Origin of the sequence: Paenibacillus sp. MB22_1, assembly GCF_047200555.1 — a bacterium.
In the GTDB taxonomy this organism is placed as follows: Bacteria; Bacillota; Bacilli; order Paenibacillales; family Paenibacillaceae; genus Fontibacillus; species Fontibacillus phoenicis.
In genome coordinates this window covers 1,271,571-1,289,158 of record NZ_JBLADV010000001.1, presented here as the reverse complement: position 1 = coordinate 1,289,158, position 17,588 = coordinate 1,271,571, and the positions used below count along the sequence as shown (strand labels likewise).

The window sequence follows — 17,588 nt, the reverse complement described above, 5'->3', positions numbered from 1 at the left end:
CGGTTATCTCTAGGCCTCCGCCCACCGTCTCACTCGCTCCATATCCTCTCTGTAGGTCCCGTCTTCCCCGGTTTCGCTCTCAAAGATAAGCGGGGTTCTCCGAATCGCGTCGATCTGCAGCAGCCAGCGAAAGCCGGCTTCGCCGATATGGCCCTGGCCCACACGGGCGTGACGGTCCTTTCGCGATAATACCGGGTATTTTGAATCGTTGAGGTGAACGGCGCAGAGACCGTCCCAGAACTTTAGCTCCTTGGCTTTGGCCGCAAAGCTCTCATCCCCTTCACCCCGCCACATCCCCGCCCCAAAAGCATGGCAGGTGTCGAGGCAAAAGCCGATGCGCTCCGAATCCCGGCACAATTTGCGGATTTGGACCAATTCCTCGATCGTCATCCCCATGTCGCCGTGATCACCGGCCTGGTTCTCAATTAACAGCTTCGCCGAACCCTGCCAGCCGGATAGCACATCATTAATACATTGTATAATATTTTGGTATCCTTGTAAGGGGTTTCCTGCCTTAAATGTGCCAAAATGTACCACAATCCCAATCGACCCGCACGCTTCAGCGATTTCCAGATCATTTCGCAACGACTGTACGACTCGACTGTACGCCTCGCCGTCGGCGTCCTTGCTGATCGCGAGATTGCAGGGATAAGGGGTATGCGCGATGGACACCAGGCCGTGTTTTTGGCATAGTGTTCGGCATTGTTCCGCGTCCCGCGGATCAAAGCTTTTGACCGCAAGGCTCCGCGGATTTTTGGGAAAATACTGAAAAGCGCCGGCCCCCATCTGCAGCGCGGCTTTGGCAGCCCCAAGGTAACCGCTTCGTATGCTAATGTGTCCCCCAACCTTCACCTTATCGGTCATGCTGACAGCCCGGGCTGTAAAACACTTTGCGTCCGTTCATTTCCGCTTTGACGATGGTATCTCCGCAGCGTGGACAGGTCTCTCCCTCCCGGTCGTACACCCTGCAGATTTCGTTCGCCCCCCCGGTCAGCTGATCGTCCCGGGTTAACGGCATCTCCATATAACCGCCAGCCTCCGTTGCCTCGATAAGCACATCCCGAACCGCTTGATACAATCGTGAAAAATCTTCATCGCTGAAATTTTGCAGCTTGGCCATCGGCAACAGCTCGGCTGCGAACGCAATTTCATCCGCGTAACAGTTGCCAATGCCGGCAATGACGTCCTGATTGACAAGGGTCGTCTTAAGACTCCCCCGCCGCTTGCGCAGCAGGGCGGTAAACCGTTCTTCGTTCATCCGCCGGTCCAGCAGCTCCGGCCCCAGGTGCGAAAGCAGCTCCTCTGCCTCCTTGGCGCTGTGCAAGTGTAAATGACCAAGACGCAGCCCGATGAAGTACAGGACAAGCTTCTCACCAAAGGTGATTTCCACCTGAGTGCTCCGCTCCGGACGGTCCTCCTTGGAGCCAAGGTACAGCAATCCGCCAAGCATTAAGTGGAGCAACAATCTTCGTCCATTATCCAGATGGAACAACAGGTTCTTGCCTCGACGCTCAATGAAGATGACCTGTCTTCCCATCAGTTCTCGTGCAAAGTCTGCAGCCGGCAAATTCACGGATTTCTCCCGGCCGACGTTCACTCCCGTAATTGGGAGGTCCAAAATATGCTGAGACAGCTGTATTCGATAATTTTCCATCTCCGGCAATTCCGGCATGGTACATCTTTCCCTTCATCCGTATAAGTTCGTTCATTAGTTCATCTCATAAAATAAAACTTGGTCATCCGCTATTTCCGCAAATTCGTTCACGGACTTCCGCAAGATCGCGGCACACCACATCCGCCTCTACACCGGAGGACTTCACGTAATCTGGCAGGTTATCAGCCGTGGTGACGCCGGTTAAGGTCAGAATGGTACCGCAGCCGGCATGCTTCCCTGCAGCGATGTCGGTATTGAGGTTGTCCCCGATCACCGCTACTTCCGAAGCCTCCAAGCCTAGCCGCGCGATGGCAAAATCCATGAGCGGTGCAGCCGGTTTGCCAATCACCGTCGGCTTTACGCCCGATGCAGCTTGAATCGCTGCAGAAATCGTTCCCGCTCCGGGCATTAAGCCCTCTTGAGAGGGCAGCAGCAAGTCCGGATTGGTTAGGATATAACGTGCCCCGCCCCGAATCCAGCGGGCAGCCCGGGTTAACGTTTCGTATGTAAATTGGCGGTCGATGCCTTGCACCACCACGTCCGGATGTTCCAGAACTAACTGCAATCCGGCTTCCTCCAACGCCTTTGTAAGACCCGCCTCACCGATGGCTGCGACTTTACAGCCAGGCTGTTCTTCGGCAATATACTTGGCTGCAGCCACGGCCGATGTACAGACCTCTTCCGCCTGGGCCGATATGCCCATCGCTTCCAAATGCGCGGCGACCTCCTCCGGTGTCCGCGAAGAATTGTTCGTCACGAACAGAAAAGGGATTCGCTGCGCGCGTAAGGCGGAGATCAGCTCGTCCGCACCGGGAATCATTTGGGGCCCATGATATAACGTGCCGTCTAAATCAATGAGATAGGCCTTCCAACCCTTTGGCAAAATCCTCATCCTTTCGATACGACCGTGTCTCTATTTATTGTACCTAGGAACCCCGGGGCAGGCAAATTTTCCCGTTCTAGAACTGGGGGAAATGTCAATTCAGAGTTTGACCCCGCCGTTTGGCGTCGAACGATCGCGAACAGTGACAAAAACCGGACTTGTTCCCCTTGGCAAACTTTGAAATGCCCTGTCAGTTCCTGCGCTTTCCCGGAAAATAATTATTTCCGCCCGCAGCGCCGTGCCACCGGATATAGGACATGCTCCCGGGCTAGGTGCGAGTCAGGGAAGACGGAACATGCCTCTTCTTCTAATCGCTGCAGCTGATCGTCTGATTTATAACGCGAGCTAAAATGGGTCAGCAGAAGCTGCTGCACACCGGCTTCCTTGGCGGCTGCTGCCGCTTGCTTTGCCGTGCTGTGGTGATAGTCATGAGCCGTCTTCGCCAGTTCATGCAAAAAAGTCGCCTCATGCACCAGCATATCGGCGTTTTGAGCCAAGGTTAACACGGACTCACACGGACGCGTATCGCCGAGTATGGTGACAATCCGGCCGGCTTTGGGCATTCCCAGCACATCCTTCGCATGAACCGTCTCGCCATTTGGTGCAACCACGCTTTCACCGCGTTTGAGCTTGCCGTACAGCGGGCCTGGACGAATGCCGCAGCGCTCCAGCACAGCGGAGTCTAGCTTCCCCGGCAGATCTTTTTCGATCACCCGATACCCGTAACTGTCAATCCGGTGCTCCAGCAGCGCCGCTTCAACCCGAAACGAATCGTCCTCGAAGAGGACTCCGCCCTGGTGCTCCACAAGCTCGAGCTTATAGTTAATCCGCGATTCGCTGAGCGACAGCGCCGTTTCTACGAATTTTTTCAGTCCTTTGGGACCGTAAATGACCAAGGGGGTATCCCCGCCCTGATAAGCACGGCTCGAAATGAGCCCGGGCAGGCCAAACAAATGATCACCATGCAGATGGGTGATAAAAATATATTCCAACTTGCTTAATTTCAGCGGCGAACGCAGGATCTGATGCTGGGTGCCTTCACCGCAATCGAACAGCCAGAGCGAACGGCGCTCCTCCAGCAGACGCAACGCCACTGAAGTCACGTTCCGCTCCAAGGACGGTACCCCTGCATTTGTCCCTAAAAAGTAAAGTTCCATGCCATTTCGTCCTTTACGCTAGAATGGTTCATCGATTCATATACAGATTGCCAAAACCCTCCGAAGTTCGGAGGGTTTTGCAAAGGGTTGTTTACGGGCTTAAATCCCGGCTTTGTCCACATTGAAATATTGCGCTTCAGGGTGTGCAAAGACCATCGCCGAGACGGATGCCTCCGGTTCCATCATGAAGCCCTCCGTCAACGTGACGCCAATGTCTTCCGGATGCATTAAGTCAAACAGCAGCTGCTGGTCTTCGAGGTCCGGGCAGGCCGGATAACCAAACGAGACGCGAATCCCTTGATAACGCGCTCCATGCCGCTGTTTCATCGTCATATTCGCCGGATCTGGGAAGCCCCACGTATCCCGCATAATATGGTGAACCCGCTCCGCCAGCGCTTCAGCCAGCTCCAACGCTACCGCCTGCAGCACGTGGGAGCGCAGGTACTCGCCTTCATTCTTCCACTTCTCAGACAATTCACGAACGCCTTGTCCCGCCGTTACAACCAGGAAACCAACGTAATCCATTTGCCCGCTGTCCACGGACTTCAGGAAATCCGCCAAGCACAGGTAAGGCTCGACCTTCTGTCGAGGGAAGCTAAACCGCTTGATCACCTTGCCAGGTTCAGCCGGATCGTAGATCAGAATATCGTTACCGGACGATTGCGCCGGGAAGAAGCGATACATCGCCTGCGTGCGAATGATGCCGTCCGTGACCGCTTCGAGCAGGATTTGATCCACCGTCTCCTTCAGTTGAACTGCCTTTGCCTCACCTGCCGCCAGCTGCTGCTCCACCGAACCGCGGAGTCCAAGGTGATGACCTAACAGCATCTGCATGTTGATATAAGGCGTAATGTGACCAATCGGATAATCGCGCAGTACGTGACGTTCCAGATCTGGCGGAATAAATACCGGCGCATCGGTAGAAATCTTGGAACGCTCCACGCGCGTAAGCTCCGGCAGCGGCTCTGCAACGGCTACAGCGCGATCCGCTTCTTTCTCCGCATCCACTTCAAGGCGCATCTGCTCCCGTGCGACCGGATCCATCAGCTTATTGGCCAAATCGAGGCCGTCCATCGCATCTTTGGCGTACAGGACCAAGCCGTCGTACTCCGGCCGGATCCGCGTCTTGGTAAACTTGCGGGTGAGTGCCGCGCCGCCCACAAGGATCGGGACGTCGATGCCTGCATTCCGCAAATCCTGCGCCGTCGTAACCATTTGCTGAGCCGATTTCACCAGCAGGCCGGAGAGTCCAATCGCATCTGCTTTCTCTTCCCGATACGCCTCGATAATGCGTTCCGGTGGTACTTTTATACCCAAATTCACAATTTGGTAACCGTTATTAGACAGAATGATCTCAACTAGGTTTTTGCCGATATCATGGACGTCGCCCTTTACCGTCGCCAGCAAAATTTTCCCCTTCACGCTGGTTTCGTTCTTCTCCATAAACGGTTCCAGGTACGCAACCGATGCCTTCATCACTTCGGCACTTTGCAACACCTCGGCAACGATCAGCTCATTGTTATTAAATAACCGGCCTACTTCTTCCATTCCTGCCATTAGCGGACCATTAATAATTTCGAGCGCAGTATATTTTTTGAGCGCCTCGTCAAGGTCAGGAATTAATCCTTCCTTGGTACCTTCCACAACATAGGAAGCCAAACGTTCCTCCAACGTGAGCTGAGTGGTTGTCTCGGCCTTCTCCACCTTCTTGTTCCGGAAAGCAGCTACAAAGGCAGCCAGCGTTTCATCATTAGTATTATAGATCAATTCTTCCGCCAGACGGCGCTCCTCTTCCGGAATTTTGGCGTAGCGCTCCAGCTTCTCCGTATTGACGATCGCGTAATCCAGTCCTGCTTTGGTGCATTCATACAGGAAAACGGAGTTCAAAACCTCGCGGCCGGCTTCCGGCAAACCAAACGATACGTTACTGATGCCCAGCACGGTATGAACCTTCGGCAACGCTTCTTTGATCAGGCGGATCCCTTCGATCGTTTCCTTGGCCGATCCAATGTACTGCTCATCCCCTGTACCCACGGGGAACACGAGCGGATCGAAGATGATATCTTCCGGTTGAAGACCATATTTGTGCACGAGCAGATCATAGGAGCGTTTGGCAACCTCAAGCTTATCCTCCCGTGTGATCGCTTGCCCGCGTTCATCAATCGTACCAACGACCACCGCCGCCCCGTATTTATGAATTAACGGCGTGACGCGCTCGAACTTCTCTTCGCCATCCTCTAAGTTAATCGAGTTAATAATTGATTTGCCCTGGCAGTATTGGAGAGCAATATCCAGCACCTTCGGATCAGTGGTGTCGATCATGAGCGGGACTTTCACTTTTTTGACGACCAATTCCAGGAACTTCTTGATATCCTCCGCTTCATCCCGATCCGGGTCCTGTACGCACACATCAACTACCTGTGCCCCGTTCTTCACTTGCGCCCGGGCGATTTCCGAAGCTTCTTCGTATTTGCCCTCCACGATCAGCCGTTTAAATTTGCGCGAACCCAGAACGTTTGTTCGTTCTCCAACCAGATAAGGCCGATTGGCCGATTCGATATAGACCGGCTCAATGCCGGAAAGTGCCGGCAAATGGCTGCCTGTCAGCTCGCGTGGTCGGTAATCCTTCAGCGTGTTCGCTAACGCTGCGATATGGGCAGGCGTCGTTCCACAGCAACCTCCGGCAATATTCAACCAGCCCTGCTCGGCAAAAGCGGACATCTTCTGCGCGAGCGAATCCGGGGACTCATGGTAGATGCCATTTTCGTCTGGCAAACCGGCATTAGGGTGACAGCTGACCGCCGCTTTGGCTAGTCCGGATAAAGTGCGGATATGGTCGCGCATGAACTCCGGACCCGTTGCGCAGTTGAGTCCAATGGAGATGGGATTCAAATGCTCCAACGAAATGTAGAAGGCTTCGATATTTTGCCCCGCCAGCGTCGTCCCCATCGGCTCAATGGTGCCGGAGATCATCAGCGGCAACGTTATTCCGGTTTCAGCAAAAGCCTGTTTGATTCCGATACTCCCTGCTTTCACGTTCAGCGTATCCTGTGAAGTTTCCAGCATCAGCGCATCAACGCCGGCTTCGATTAATGCCGCTGCTTGCTCTGCATAGCTGGCCGTCAACTCGTCGAACGTCACGCCGCCGGTAACGGACAATGTCTTGGTCGTTGGTCCCAAGATGCCCACCACGTAGCGCGGATGATCCGGGGTACTGTATTTTTCCGCGGCTTCAATCGCCAGCTTGGCCGCAGCCATATTGATTTCACGTGCCTTATGCGGAATATCGTATTCAGCCAGCACGACGGATGTCGCGCCGAACGTATTCGTTTCGATCAAATCAGCACCTGCTGCGAGATACTTCTCGTGGATGCCACGGATCACATCCGGACGGGTGAGCACGAGCATTTCGTTACAGCCGTCCAGCTCTTCACCGCCGAAGTCGGCTGGAGTCAGGTTCTCCTGCTGAATCATGGTGCCCATGGCGCCATCGAGGATCAATATTCGTTCTTTCATTCTTTCGAGCAGGCTTGGTTTACTCATGTTCATGTCCCTCCCGTAAAACGTTAGAATATAGTTTAACAGAATAAAGCGTTGAAGAAAAGAGAGTTCCGCGAAAACTCCCAAGCTCTGTACCCAATTTAAGATATTGTTCTCCCATCGGTCATCCCCGAATTAAAATCCGAACAACCTAGAAATCCTTATCTTTAAAAGTTCGGAAATTCGCCTCATTAGGAGGACATAATAATGAAAAAGCCGCCTTCTCCAAAAGGAGAACAGCAGCTTCCTTACCGATGACCACCGATTCAGTTGTCAGCTTATTCCACCGTGAATTGCTTCGAAGGCATGGAGTGCTGATCGCGAGCCGTCACATGGGAAATCACTTCATAAGTCCCGGGCTCCTTGAATGTATGCTCCAGCACATAGGTTCCGTTACCGGCACTCTTCACTTTGACCTGATTGTGCTTCGCGTTATCGTCCGCCGTATTCCAAAATTCGAACATGACTTCCTTCGCATCGTCCACGTTCTCGCCGTGGTGGGTCACTTTGGCCGTAAACGTTACCGGTTCACCAGCTTTGGCTGCGGATGGCGTTACGTCAAGCTCGACTTGAATCGGCTCCAGTGACGTATCCACCGCTGAAGCAGACGGCGATTCACTGCGGCCGCATCCCGCGACAACAATGAACGCAAGCACGATGGCTACAAGCAGCCCGGTTTTTCCCTTGATTCGCATTCAGATTCCCTCCTTCCACCGCCTAAGAATGCCTCACTGCTTGTTTGCTTCAATCCAAACTCGCGTTATGCCAATTTCTCTAAGAGGCCATGGAGTTCGGACAAATGTTTGATCTCATAATCCGGTACGATATCGCCGGTAAGCGCTTTGCCGTCCCGATTAATCCAAACGGCCGTCATCCCCACGCTAAGCGAACCTTTGATATCCGTCGTCAGCTTATCGCCGACCATGATCGCTTCATTCGATTGAATCCCTAACCGTTCCAGAGCATGCCGGAAAATGGACGGATCCGGTTTCCCCTTGCCGAAATTTCCGGAGATCACAATCTCATCAAAATAAGGCGCCAGCTCAGGCACTCCGTCCAGCTTCTCCTGCTGCAATGCCGGACAGCCGTTCGTGAGCAATAGCAGCTTCACCTTGCCTTGCAATTCCTTCAGCACTTGAAAGGTCTCCTCATACACATGAGGCCGGGCACGCCGTTCGCGTCCAAACTGTTCCGCCAATTCGCCGGCCAGCTCCTCGTCATCAACGCCAAGCGCAAGCAGACCGCGCCGCCAGGATTCCTTGCGATAGGTTGGAGCTAACTGCTCCAGCTGACGGAATTCCGGTTGTTCTCCGGCAGAGAACGTCGCCCATAACCCCTCAAACGGATTGATTCCAATCATCGTCGTGAAAGGATACGTTTCGTAGGATTCATACAGCCCCCGCGCTTCCCGGCGTACGGCTTCTTCCAATTGCTCGGGGTTTAATCCATTAATCTTAGACGCAGCGCTTTCACACGTTGCAGCAAAGGCTTCTTTTACGCTCCGTTCATCCCAGAGCAGCGTGTCATCCAGGTCAAAACATACCGCCTTGATCGTCATTCGTCCCAACCCTCTCCATTCATATCGCAAGTGTATTGTAAAAGGATTATTCCTTCTCCAGCTTCACATGATGGGTGTCAGCATACAACTGCAGGCGCGCAGCCATCGCTTCCGTATCAAAACGGTTGCGGGTGCGGTAGAACACCCACTTCGGTTCCCGCGTCTTCGGTTCAATGACGATTTTGTTCCGGCTCACCTTGATCTTACTGATGTTACCGGCATCCAACATCCGGTCGCGGTTAAACTTCGAAGTGTACAGCCAGCTCTTGTTCACGCGTAAATATGGCTTACGCAGGAAGATCACCAGGGCCAGTACGAAATACAAAAAGATCGTCGCCCAGAACAATACCGAGTTCACTTCCTCTGTATTACCGATCAACCCGACGATGGCATACAGCAGAGCTAACAGAACCAAGGCGGTAGGCAAAATGAAATTCCGCCCTTTAAATACGTCGCCTTCCCCATTTGCTCCAAGCGAAGTACGAGGGTTCCGCGTCCCTTGTCCGACATTGGGACCTTTGCCTTTCTTATACATTCTTCGTTGATTGCGTTCTACTTTTCGGTCAAACGACCCCATACCTGTTCCTCCCTATTTATCTACAATCTCGATTGACTCGAGCTGTTGCCGAAAATTTCTGCGAACGTTTTGCAGATACGTTTCCCGAAGCTGGGCTCTTTCCAAGATCTCATCTTGCGATAATCCTTCTTGTTTCGCTTTGCGAGCCAGCTCGTTAATCCGCTTAACCAAAGCATCAATATCCATAATTCCACCTGCTTCTTTATATACTATGCTTCCCATGATGTCTCACAGGGCATTAATTCTTACTTTGACATGAGAAAAAGAGCTTGTCAAGGCGCGGCAACCCCTGCCGGAATACCTTGGAACAAGCTCTGTTCGAATGAATCGGTAAACCTCTGATCATGATCTTTGTAAGCATCAATTATCTGCTCGGCAACATCAACGTATCCCCGGCTTGAATCTCGCTGCTGCTCAGCCCGTTCGTCCGGATCAGCTTCTGAACATAGACCCTTGTGTCCAGGCCCTGCGGCTTATGTGCCACGGCAATTTCCCATAACGTATCCCCTGGCATAACCACGACATATTCCGGCCGATTTGCTCCCTCAGAGCTATCCGAAGAAGCAGCAAAGGCTTGTACCATTCCAGTACATGTGATGCTGAAGATGATTAAAAGCAGGGCCATTTTGGACAATCTACTCTTAAGGAAGACGTTCATATGTAAACTTCTCTTCACAGGGCGACGAAAAGAAGGTTGTTCATAGATGCTTTGATAAGAACTATATTTCAACATTTCACCATCACTCCAAACAAGTGTTCTGTGTTAATGTAATCAATATAACACGAACACTTGTTTGATTCAATAGTTTTTTCGAACAGTTGTTCCTGTTTTTTTTCGGAAATAGTTCTCGTCTCCCAAACTATTTAGAACTAATGTTTGTACGAACGGCAGTTCTATGTTATAATTTTTCCAAACGTTACTAAATGGGGTTGATCCGTAAATGTCTAAGGTATCGAGCCGGCAACAGGCCATTCTTGAGTTTATTCGCAACGAAGTACGCGCTAAGGGATATCCTCCTTCGGTCCGAGAGATTGGTGAAGCCGTCGGATTGGCTTCCAGTTCCACCGTTCACGGCCATTTGGACCGTCTGGAGAAGAAAGGCTTCATCCGCCGCGACCCGACGAAACCGCGCGCCATTGAATTGCTGGGTCAAGAGGAATCGGAGAATTACAATTTGTTTGCGCACAGCGTGACCCGCGTTCCTATTGTTGGGAAGGTCACCGCAGGCGTGCCGATCACAGCGACAGAGAATATTGAAGATTATTTTCCGCTGCCAGAGCACTATGCAGCTGATGGTGACATCTTTATGCTTTCCGTGGTTGGCGACAGCATGATCGAAGCTGGAATACATAACGGGGATTATGTGATTGTCCGCCAACAGCAGACGGCGAACAACGGTGATATCGTTGTGGCCATGACGGAGGATGACGAGGCAACGGTCAAGACGTTCTATAAAGAAAGTGACCATATTCGCCTGCAGCCGGAGAATTCGACGATGGAACCGCTTCGTTTGAAACATGTAACCATCTTGGGCAAGGTCATCGGCTTGTTCCGCGACCTGCACTAATCCGAACTCTTCGTTAATAGAAGGCGAAACGAAGATACGAAATCCGAGCAGGACGAAGCGATGGGGTGACATCGGCTTCGTCCTCATTTACTTTTAGAGAACTTGATGACTTCCCCCTCCTATTCCCATTCGAGATTCAGGAAGCTCACGGGATGGTAGCCGTTTTTGTCTCGGCGACCGCGTGTGCCCCAGCCTAGCCCCGAACGCTCCGTGATCCACCATTGCTTTAACCGATAGCGCCGACGTTGGTATCTTTTTAATTCGGTTACTGTCATCTACATTAACCTCCTTATTTCATACCTATAAGTTGTCCCAATTCAGGATAAATCATGGCATGGTTTCGAAATCCAAAAACTGTTATTCATTCATCATCCGTTTCAATAAAAAAAAGCCAGCACCCCGCTTGAATTGCCGGGTGCTGGCTTGGCTTGTTAACACCGATTAATACAACGTTATATATTGATCGCGTTCCCATTGATGAACTTGGGTCCGGAAGATATCCCATTCGATCTCTTTCAGTTCATAGAAGTGAGTCAGCGCATGATCTCCGAGCGCTTCGCTGATAATTTCGCTGCGGAGCAATTCGCCGAGCGCTTCTTTCAAGTCGGCTGGCAGACTTGGGATGCCTTCTTCCACCCGCTCTTCTTCAGACATCACATAGATGTTGCGGTCAACCGGATCAACCAGCGGCAGCTCTTTCTTAATTCCATCCAGTCCGGCTTTCAACATAACGGCCAGAGCCAAGTATGGGTTAGCAGCCGGGTCCGGGTTACGCACTTCGATCCGGGTGCTGAGACCGCGGGAAGCCGGAATCCGAATCATCGGACTGCGGTTACTCGAGGACCAAGCCACATAACAAGGGGCTTCATACCCAGGCACGAGACGTTTATAAGAGTTCACGGTCGGGTTCGTGATCGCTGCGAATGCGCGGGCGTGCTTCAGAATGCCCGCCATATAATGACGTGCTTCTTTGCTCAAGCCCAACTCATCGTTTTCGTCATAAAATGCATTGACATTGCCTTTGAACAGCGATTGGTGACAGTGCATCCCGGAGCCATTCACGCCATACAGCGGCTTCGGCATAAACGTTGCATGCAGTCCATGCTGGCGGGCAATCGTCTTAACGACCAGCTTAAAGGTTTGGATTTGGTCTGCAGCTTTGATCGCATCAGCATATTTGAAGTCGATTTCATGCTGACCTGGTGCCACTTCGTGGTGAGAAGCTTCGATTTCAAAGCCCATTTCCTCCAGGGTCAATACGATTTCGCGGCGGCAGTTCTCGCCCAAATCCGTAGGAGCCAAGTCGAAGTATCCGCCTTGGTCGTTCAACTCGGTTGTAGGGTTGCCTTTATCATCGGTTTTGAACAGGAAGAATTCCGGTTCCGGACCAACGTTCATTGCGGTGTAACCCATTTCCTCAGCTTCCTTGAGCGCACGTTTCAGAATCGCGCGTGGGTCGCCGGCAAACGGAGTTCCGTCAGGCATATATACATCGCAAATCAAACGTGCAACGCGATCCTCGGTCACCCAAGGGAAGATTACCCAAGTATCCAGATCCGGGTAAAGATACATATCCGATTCCTCGATACGGACATACCCTTCAATGGAAGAACCGTCAAACATCATTTTGTTATCCAGCGCTTTTTCCAATTGGCTGACCGGGATTTCCACATTCTTGATCGTTCCCAGCAAATCCGTGAACTGCAAACGGATAAAACGTACGTTTTCTTCCTTAGCGATACGTAAAATATCCTCTTTGGTGTATTGCGTGTTACTCACCCTAACCTCTCCCAACGTTTAGATTATTTTTTGAAAAACCGAGACAACTCGCCTTGGAGCAAAGAGACTTGTCCCGGTTTGCTCCCTGACACCAGCTGTTGCTTCAACATCCGGTAGATTTGGGAATCCGTCATTTCCTTTCTCTTCTCCTCCGTGTCCTTCGTGATGACTGTCGCATCCTGGGACTCCCGAGACATCGGATTCATGACCTGCTTGATCCCCGCGATATTGACACCTTTATCGATGAGACTCTTGATTTCCAGTAACCGCTCGACGTCATTCAAGGAAAACATCCGCTGATTTCCCGAGGTACGTGCGGGTACAATCAATTCATGCTGCTCGTAATATCTTATTTGTCTTGCCGTTAAATCCGTAAGTTTCATGACGATACCAATAGGAAACAAGGCCATATTTCTGCGAATTTCCTCGCTCATCGCTATCAACCTTCCAGTTAGAATATCATGACCTTATCATATGTTAGTTATCCTAACATGTCAATAGATATGTTAGGATAACTTACAACAAGTTGCGGTCTTTCATCGTCTGAAGTGCGGCGAGTAGGCCAAATTTAACATGAGAATACGTCAAACCGCCTTGCATATACGCAATATATGGCGCACGAATCGGAGCATCGGCAGACAATTCCAGGCTCCCGCCCTGAATAAACGTCCCGGCTGCCATAATCACCGGGTGATCATAGCCTGGCATATCCCAAGGCTCGGGCACGACATGGCCGTCCACTGCGGCTGCCCGCTGAATCCCCTGGACAAACGCAATTAATTGTTCCGGGGCGTCAAAGGCAATCGCCTGGATCAGATCGGTACGCCGATCCTGCCAAGCCGGCCGGCTTCGGAATCCTGCCCGCTCAAACAATGCCGCAGCCAGGATGGAGCCTTTAATGGCTTGTCCTACGATGGTTGGAGCCAAAAATAAGCCTTGATAAATGCCTCGCGTCGTTCCCAGCATCGCCCCTACCTCACCGCCAATGCCCGGTGCAGTCAATCGGTTGGATGCGAGGTTGACCAGGTCCTGCTTTCCGCAAATATATCCTCCGGTTTCCGCCAAGCCGCCACCCGGATTTTTAATCAGCGAGCCAGCAATCAAATCGGCTCCAACCTCCGTTGGTTCTTGTTCCTCGGTAAATTCACCATAGCAGTTATCCACGAAGACAATCAGATCCGGCTTGATCTCTTTCACTCGGTGAACCATCTCACCGATCTGTTCAACGGAAAAAGAATCCCTCCAGTCGTAGCCGCGCGAGCGCTGAATCCCAATGACTTTGGTCTTATCGGTGATCTTGGTCTTCACGGTGTCCCAGTCGACTGTGCCGTCAGCCAGCAATGCAGCTTCGTGATACCGGATGCCAAAATCCTGCAGCGAGCCGCTGCCGTCACCCGGCGTTCCGATCACTTTATGTAGTGTATCATATGGACGCCCCGTAATATAGAGCAGTTCGTCCCCGGGACGCAAGACCCCGAACAACGCTGTGGCAATCGTATGCGTGCCGGAAGCGAAATGCGGCCGTACCAGTGCGGCCTCCGCGCCAAATACGTCCGCATACACTAAATCCAACACTTCACGGCCCCGATCATTATAAGCATAACCGGTGGAAGCGGCAAAATGAAAATCGCTGACTTGATGACGTTGAAATGCTTCAATAACCTTCCACTGGTTGTGATCGACGATCCGGTCGACCTCCCGGAACCGGCTTTCCACCTGACGTTCAGCGGCTTCCAGCCAATGTACGATTTCTTCCGAAAATACTGCCATTGTTACGTTATCTCTCCCTTAATCTATTCCATCGTTTGTCGTGATATCCGCAGGGGCTTCTTGTCAGGGCGATTTGCACTCCCCCGTTGACCTTCCGACGCGCACGATGCAGTTGCCGGTGCCTCGTGACCCCCTCCAGCTGACGTTTCAACTCGCCGATCCGCCGGCGGATATGGCGGCGATCCGTTTCCAGCTGGCTTTCCCCCGGCCCCCGTGTGCCGATCCCGAAGCTCCAGCACTTTCCCTTTCCCGATCAACCAGCGGGGATCGGGCTTCTCACGATATTGGACTACCGTAACTGCAACCTCTACCCCGCCCGTTTCGGCCAGCTGCACCAGTTCGGCCAGGGAGTAGTCAGAATTTATTCCACTTTGCTTCGTCTCCGACGTAACCAAGCTGACTAATACGGCCACATCCGTTTGGTGGGTCGTCGTTTCATGCAAATGCACCTTCGACATGATCACTGCTCCTTCGAGGGGATCCAATGCGATAATTCCATTACGTTTTCTTCACATCCAGCTTCAGGTCTTCGGTTCGAATGGTCATCAGCTCCAGCTTGCCCGGGGAACCGCCGCCATATTGATTCAGCAGCCGAACCGCCTGCTGCCGAACAGACCGTTCAATCACGTTGCGGACATATCGGGCATTGCTGAACACCTGATCGCTTTCGCATTTTTCACGCAATAAATGCTGCTTTAGTTTGAGTATCGCCTGCGGCATCAAGATATAATCCCGCTCTTTCGCCATCCCCTCGGCAATTTGAATCAGCTGGTCGATCGTATAATCCGGAAAATCCATCTGAATCGGGAACCGGGACGGCAGCCCCGGGTTGGTGGACAGGAAGAAGTCCATTTCATCCGAGTATCCGGCAAGAATCAGGATAAATTGGTTTTTGTGATCCTCCATCGCTTTGACCAACGTATCGATTGCTTCTTTGCCAAAGTCCTTCTCTCCGCCGCGCGCCAAACTGTACGCCTCATCGATGAACAAAATGCCGCCAAGCGCTTTTTTGACCAAGTCGCGCGTTTTCTGCGCCGTATGGCCGATATATTCGCCAACCAGATCAGCACGCTCAACTTCAATGAGATGCCCTTTACTGAGCACACCCATCCGTTGAAACATTTTAGCGACGATTCGTGCCACCGTGGTTTTTCCAGTACCCGGATTGCCTTTAAACACCATATGGTACACTTGGGCGCTGGATAGCAACCCCGCTTCCGAACGCATCGAGGCGATTTGCAAAAGCGCATATATCTCGTACATTAACTCTTTAATATGATCCAAGCCGACCAGGTGATCCAGTTCCTTTTGGATTTCGGCAAAAATCCCTTGCTGCGGCAAACCTTTGGCCGACACCTGAGGTTCGCTCTCGGCAATGGACTGCGAGACGACAGGCGGCTCGGTATTGCGGAGAATCACATTGATCTGACGCGACGGTCTCTCATCGGAAGAGCCGTTTCTGGCCATGACACGCCCAGACATAGGTAATCACCTCTTTATAAGGGTAGGGCTGAGAGGAAGTATATATCCCAATCTACGGAACACACATCTAAATGTATTCTCTCTCCCTGTCCGTTATTAGAAGTTTTGTCATGAGATCAGGCCGATGGCTAATCCTAATTGATCGAGCTTCCATTTCGTATACGCCAAAATCTCCCGGAACGTATTGGGAAGCGGCTTCAGCACCTTAGAGGAAGTTAACGACAAGCGGGGTTGCTCGTAATTTAACGCTTGAGCGATTTCATAAGCACGGTTTCCGTGAAACGTGTGGGTCACGATCAATACAGAGGTAAACCCCCGCTCCTTTAAGATCTCTTGGCTAAATTTAAGATTCTCATAGGTACTAGTTGCCTTGTTCTCAAGCAGCATCTTCTCCCGCGGAACTCCATGCTGTTCCAAGTAGTTCGCCATACCTTCCGCTTCGGTATATTGGGAGGTTGCCGTATCCAACCCTCCGGTCAGAAGAAACCATTGAAATTTGCCCGCCTTGTAATCCTTCAGGCTTTGATCCAAACGCTCCCGAAGCCCCGGGCTCGGCTCGTCCCCCCAGAGGGCTGCTCCCAGAACGATGCCCACCTCAGCCGGTTCGGATAAATCGGAGTTCGCCGCCGGATTCCGCTCAATGCTGCCGATCTGGGCTAATACATACAACATCCATCCGATCCCAAGCAAAATCACCACAAGCCCCCAGCGATAGATCCGTTTCCTCACGCGCCCTTTACGCTGGTTTGGCCGCATCGGCATCCGTATGATTTCGTTTGGTTTGGCATTACGCATGGTTTATCCCCCCGATTGATTCGGTTCCGAAGTCATAAATCCGCTCTGGTAATGATCTAGAGACAGGCGGAAATAGGGGAAACGCCGTTCCTTAATGTCATGAAGTAATCGCTGGGCCGTTTCCGTTGCCAGATCATAGTCTTTTACCGATATAAGGCCTTTCGATAAAGCTTCGTCCAGTTCGTCTTCATCCAAGAGGAACACTTCACGATTTTTGAGTACGACGATATCCAGATACAAATCATCAAACCAGGGAACGCCCTGATCCGTAACGCCTTGCGTCTTACAAATATCGATGTACCACTCCACGATCTCGCCTTGATCATCAAACATCGCCGTCACTACGAAATGGGCACCTTTGGGATAATACTGCAGCCAGGTATAACCCTTGTCAGCGATCCGAAAAGTATGTCCCCCGTAGGTTTTCCATAACGGATCACGCAAGGCGAAAATACTGTACAGCGTGACATATCCCGTAAACTCATCGCTCTCCACATACTTGGATTTGAATTGACGATGGGTCACACGGCGCCAATTCGCGCGGTCTCCGAATTTTCGCTTCATAAATAAGATCCCTTTCAACACAATGTAATAACAGCTTACCATATTTGAAAGAGAGTCACAAAAACCATTTTCCCACTAAGAAAAACGTCTGTCGACGTACATTCAAAGTAGACAGACCGCGTTTAGCGGAAGTTTTTCTTGCGATATCAGGATGCCATTGCCCCGAAGTTTATACTTTCTGATATCTTAAAAAACAACCCCCAGTCACGCCTACGCGAGGACTGAGGGTTGATTCGCTTGAACAAAGACAGCAGATGAACA

At 51.6% G+C, this 17,588-nt stretch carries 18 protein-coding genes and 1 pseudogene; 1 reads left to right on the top strand and 18 read right to left on the bottom strand.

What is annotated here, in order from left to right; genetic code table 11:
* Window positions 1-9: 9 nt before the first annotated feature.
* The 10 genes from ACL02P_RS05970 to ACL02P_RS05925 all read right to left on the bottom strand — a co-directional run bounded on the left by ACL02P_RS05970 (window position 10) and on the right by ACL02P_RS05925 (window position 9,994).
* Window positions 10-864, bottom strand: coding sequence for a deoxyribonuclease IV (locus tag ACL02P_RS05970; protein WP_412836951.1), 855 nt, complete (start codon window positions 862-864; stop codon window positions 10-12).
* The gene (locus ACL02P_RS05965; protein WP_260070322.1) at window positions 854-1,672 is read right to left on the bottom strand and encodes an Fpg/Nei family DNA glycosylase; all 819 of its coding nucleotides are present in this window, start codon (window positions 1,670-1,672) and stop codon (window positions 854-856) included. Before ACL02P_RS05965 ends, ACL02P_RS05970 begins: the two co-directional genes overlap by 11 nt.
* Before the next feature lie 64 nt (window positions 1,673-1,736).
* Window positions 1,737-2,546 (bottom strand): TIGR01457 family HAD-type hydrolase, encoded by an 810-nt coding sequence (locus ACL02P_RS05960; protein WP_412836950.1) that lies wholly within the window; start codon window positions 2,544-2,546, stop codon window positions 1,737-1,739.
* Between the two features lie 209 nt (window positions 2,547-2,755).
* On the bottom strand, window positions 2,756-3,694 hold the full coding sequence (gene rnz, locus ACL02P_RS05955) for a ribonuclease Z (RefSeq protein WP_009226207.1): 939 nt from the start codon (window positions 3,692-3,694) through the stop codon (window positions 2,756-2,758).
* A 99-nt stretch (window positions 3,695-3,793) separates the two neighbouring features.
* Window positions 3,794-7,237: a methionine synthase gene (gene metH, locus ACL02P_RS05950; RefSeq protein ID WP_412836949.1), complete on the bottom strand. Its 3,444-nt coding sequence runs from the start codon at window positions 7,235-7,237 to the stop codon at window positions 3,794-3,796.
* Window positions 7,238-7,512: 275 nt separating this feature from the next.
* Complete coding sequence (locus tag ACL02P_RS05945; RefSeq protein WP_009226209.1) at window positions 7,513-7,929, bottom strand: FixH family protein; 417 nt, start codon at window positions 7,927-7,929, stop codon at window positions 7,513-7,515.
* Between the two features lie 65 nt (window positions 7,930-7,994).
* Window positions 7,995-8,792: an HAD family hydrolase gene (locus ACL02P_RS05940; RefSeq protein WP_009226210.1), complete on the bottom strand. Its 798-nt coding sequence runs from the start codon at window positions 8,790-8,792 to the stop codon at window positions 7,995-7,997.
* Window positions 8,793-8,838: 46 nt separating this feature from the next.
* Window positions 8,839-9,369, bottom strand: a complete 531-nt coding sequence (locus tag ACL02P_RS05935; protein WP_009226211.1) for a hypothetical protein — start codon at window positions 9,367-9,369, stop codon at window positions 8,839-8,841.
* Window positions 9,370-9,381: 12 nt separating this feature from the next.
* Entirely contained in the window at window positions 9,382-9,555 is a 174-nt protein-coding gene (locus tag ACL02P_RS05930) for a DUF896 domain-containing protein (protein ID WP_083791524.1), read from the bottom strand.
* A 178-nt stretch (window positions 9,556-9,733) separates the two neighbouring features.
* Window positions 9,734-9,994, bottom strand: coding sequence for a LysM peptidoglycan-binding domain-containing protein (locus ACL02P_RS05925; RefSeq protein ID WP_232282361.1), 261 nt, complete (start codon window positions 9,992-9,994; stop codon window positions 9,734-9,736).
* Window positions 9,995-10,310: 316 nt separating this feature from the next.
* Between ACL02P_RS05925 and lexA the strand changes: the two genes are divergently transcribed.
* A complete protein-coding gene (gene lexA, locus ACL02P_RS05920; RefSeq protein WP_009226602.1) occupies window positions 10,311-10,937 on the top strand; it encodes a transcriptional repressor LexA in 627 nt (208 codons plus the stop codon).
* A 119-nt stretch (window positions 10,938-11,056) separates the two neighbouring features.
* On the opposite strand, the gene ACL02P_RS05915 is transcribed toward lexA, so the two are convergent.
* The 8 genes and pseudogenes from ACL02P_RS05915 to ACL02P_RS05880 form a co-directional block, all read right to left on the bottom strand.
* A complete protein-coding gene (locus ACL02P_RS05915) occupies window positions 11,057-11,212 on the bottom strand; it encodes a hypothetical protein (protein ID WP_009226601.1) in 156 nt (51 codons plus the stop codon).
* Between the two features lie 166 nt (window positions 11,213-11,378).
* Window positions 11,379-12,716, bottom strand: a complete 1,338-nt coding sequence (gene glnA / locus ACL02P_RS05910; protein WP_009226600.1) for a type I glutamate--ammonia ligase — start codon at window positions 12,714-12,716, stop codon at window positions 11,379-11,381.
* A 23-nt stretch (window positions 12,717-12,739) separates the two neighbouring features.
* Window positions 12,740-13,150, bottom strand: a complete 411-nt coding sequence (locus ACL02P_RS05905; protein WP_009226599.1) for a MerR family transcriptional regulator — start codon at window positions 13,148-13,150, stop codon at window positions 12,740-12,742.
* 82 nt (window positions 13,151-13,232) lie between these two features.
* Window positions 13,233-14,486, bottom strand: a complete 1,254-nt coding sequence (locus ACL02P_RS05900; protein ID WP_412836948.1) for an aminotransferase class I/II-fold pyridoxal phosphate-dependent enzyme — start codon at window positions 14,484-14,486, stop codon at window positions 13,233-13,235.
* Between the two features lie 64 nt (window positions 14,487-14,550).
* Window positions 14,551-14,944 (bottom strand): annotated as a pseudogene (locus ACL02P_RS05895) (GTPase HflX); the annotation flags it as partial.
* Between the two features lie 40 nt (window positions 14,945-14,984).
* Window positions 14,985-15,968, bottom strand: coding sequence for an AAA family ATPase (locus tag ACL02P_RS05890; protein WP_412836947.1), 984 nt, complete (start codon window positions 15,966-15,968; stop codon window positions 14,985-14,987).
* A gap of 108 nt (window positions 15,969-16,076) precedes the next feature.
* Window positions 16,077-16,763, bottom strand: coding sequence for a YdcF family protein (locus ACL02P_RS05885; protein WP_412836946.1), 687 nt, complete (start codon window positions 16,761-16,763; stop codon window positions 16,077-16,079).
* A gap of 3 nt (window positions 16,764-16,766) precedes the next feature.
* Complete coding sequence (locus ACL02P_RS05880; RefSeq protein WP_260071894.1) at window positions 16,767-17,327, bottom strand: DUF402 domain-containing protein; 561 nt, start codon at window positions 17,325-17,327, stop codon at window positions 16,767-16,769.
* Window positions 17,328-17,588 lie beyond the last annotated feature (261 nt).

What these genes read in the sequence shown, in the direction of transcription:
- ACL02P_RS05925 (WP_232282361.1), bottom strand. Translation starts at nt 9,994, where the DNA reads ATGGCCCTGCTTTTAATCATCTTCAGCATCACATGTACTGGAATGGTA.
- ACL02P_RS05930 (WP_083791524.1), bottom strand. Translation starts at nt 9,555, where the DNA reads ATGGATATTGATGCTTTGGTTAAGCGGATTAACGAGCTGGCTCGCAAA.
- ACL02P_RS05900 (WP_412836948.1), bottom strand. Translation starts at nt 14,486, where the DNA reads ATGGCAGTATTTTCGGAAGAAATCGTACATTGGCTGGAAGCCGCTGAA.
- ACL02P_RS05970 (WP_412836951.1), bottom strand. Translation starts at nt 864, where the DNA reads ATGACCGATAAGGTGAAGGTTGGGGGACACATTAGCATACGAAGCGGT.
- ACL02P_RS05945 (WP_009226209.1), bottom strand. Translation starts at nt 7,929, where the DNA reads ATGCGAATCAAGGGAAAAACCGGGCTGCTTGTAGCCATCGTGCTTGCG.
- ACL02P_RS05885 (WP_412836946.1), bottom strand. Translation starts at nt 16,763, where the DNA reads ATGCGTAATGCCAAACCAAACGAAATCATACGGATGCCGATGCGGCCA.
- ACL02P_RS05960 (WP_412836950.1), bottom strand. Translation starts at nt 2,546, where the DNA reads ATGAGGATTTTGCCAAAGGGTTGGAAGGCCTATCTCATTGATTTAGAC.
- ACL02P_RS05890 (WP_412836947.1), bottom strand. Translation starts at nt 15,968, where the DNA reads ATGTCTGGGCGTGTCATGGCCAGAAACGGCTCTTCCGATGAGAGACCG.
- metH (WP_412836949.1), bottom strand. Translation starts at nt 7,237, where the DNA reads ATGAGTAAACCAAGCCTGCTCGAAAGAATGAAAGAACGAATATTGATC.
- ACL02P_RS05935 (WP_009226211.1), bottom strand. Translation starts at nt 9,369, where the DNA reads ATGGGGTCGTTTGACCGAAAAGTAGAACGCAATCAACGAAGAATGTAT.
- ACL02P_RS05965 (WP_260070322.1), bottom strand. Translation starts at nt 1,672, where the DNA reads ATGCCGGAATTGCCGGAGATGGAAAATTATCGAATACAGCTGTCTCAG.
- ACL02P_RS05880 (WP_260071894.1), bottom strand. Translation starts at nt 17,327, where the DNA reads ATGAAGCGAAAATTCGGAGACCGCGCGAATTGGCGCCGTGTGACCCAT.
- lexA (WP_009226602.1), top strand. Translation starts at nt 10,311, where the DNA reads ATGTCTAAGGTATCGAGCCGGCAACAGGCCATTCTTGAGTTTATTCGC.
- ACL02P_RS05915 (WP_009226601.1), bottom strand. Translation starts at nt 11,212, where the DNA reads ATGACAGTAACCGAATTAAAAAGATACCAACGTCGGCGCTATCGGTTA.
- ACL02P_RS05940 (WP_009226210.1), bottom strand. Translation starts at nt 8,792, where the DNA reads ATGACGATCAAGGCGGTATGTTTTGACCTGGATGACACGCTGCTCTGG.
- ACL02P_RS05905 (WP_009226599.1), bottom strand. Translation starts at nt 13,150, where the DNA reads ATGAGCGAGGAAATTCGCAGAAATATGGCCTTGTTTCCTATTGGTATC.
- rnz (WP_009226207.1), bottom strand. Translation starts at nt 3,694, where the DNA reads ATGGAACTTTACTTTTTAGGGACAAATGCAGGGGTACCGTCCTTGGAG.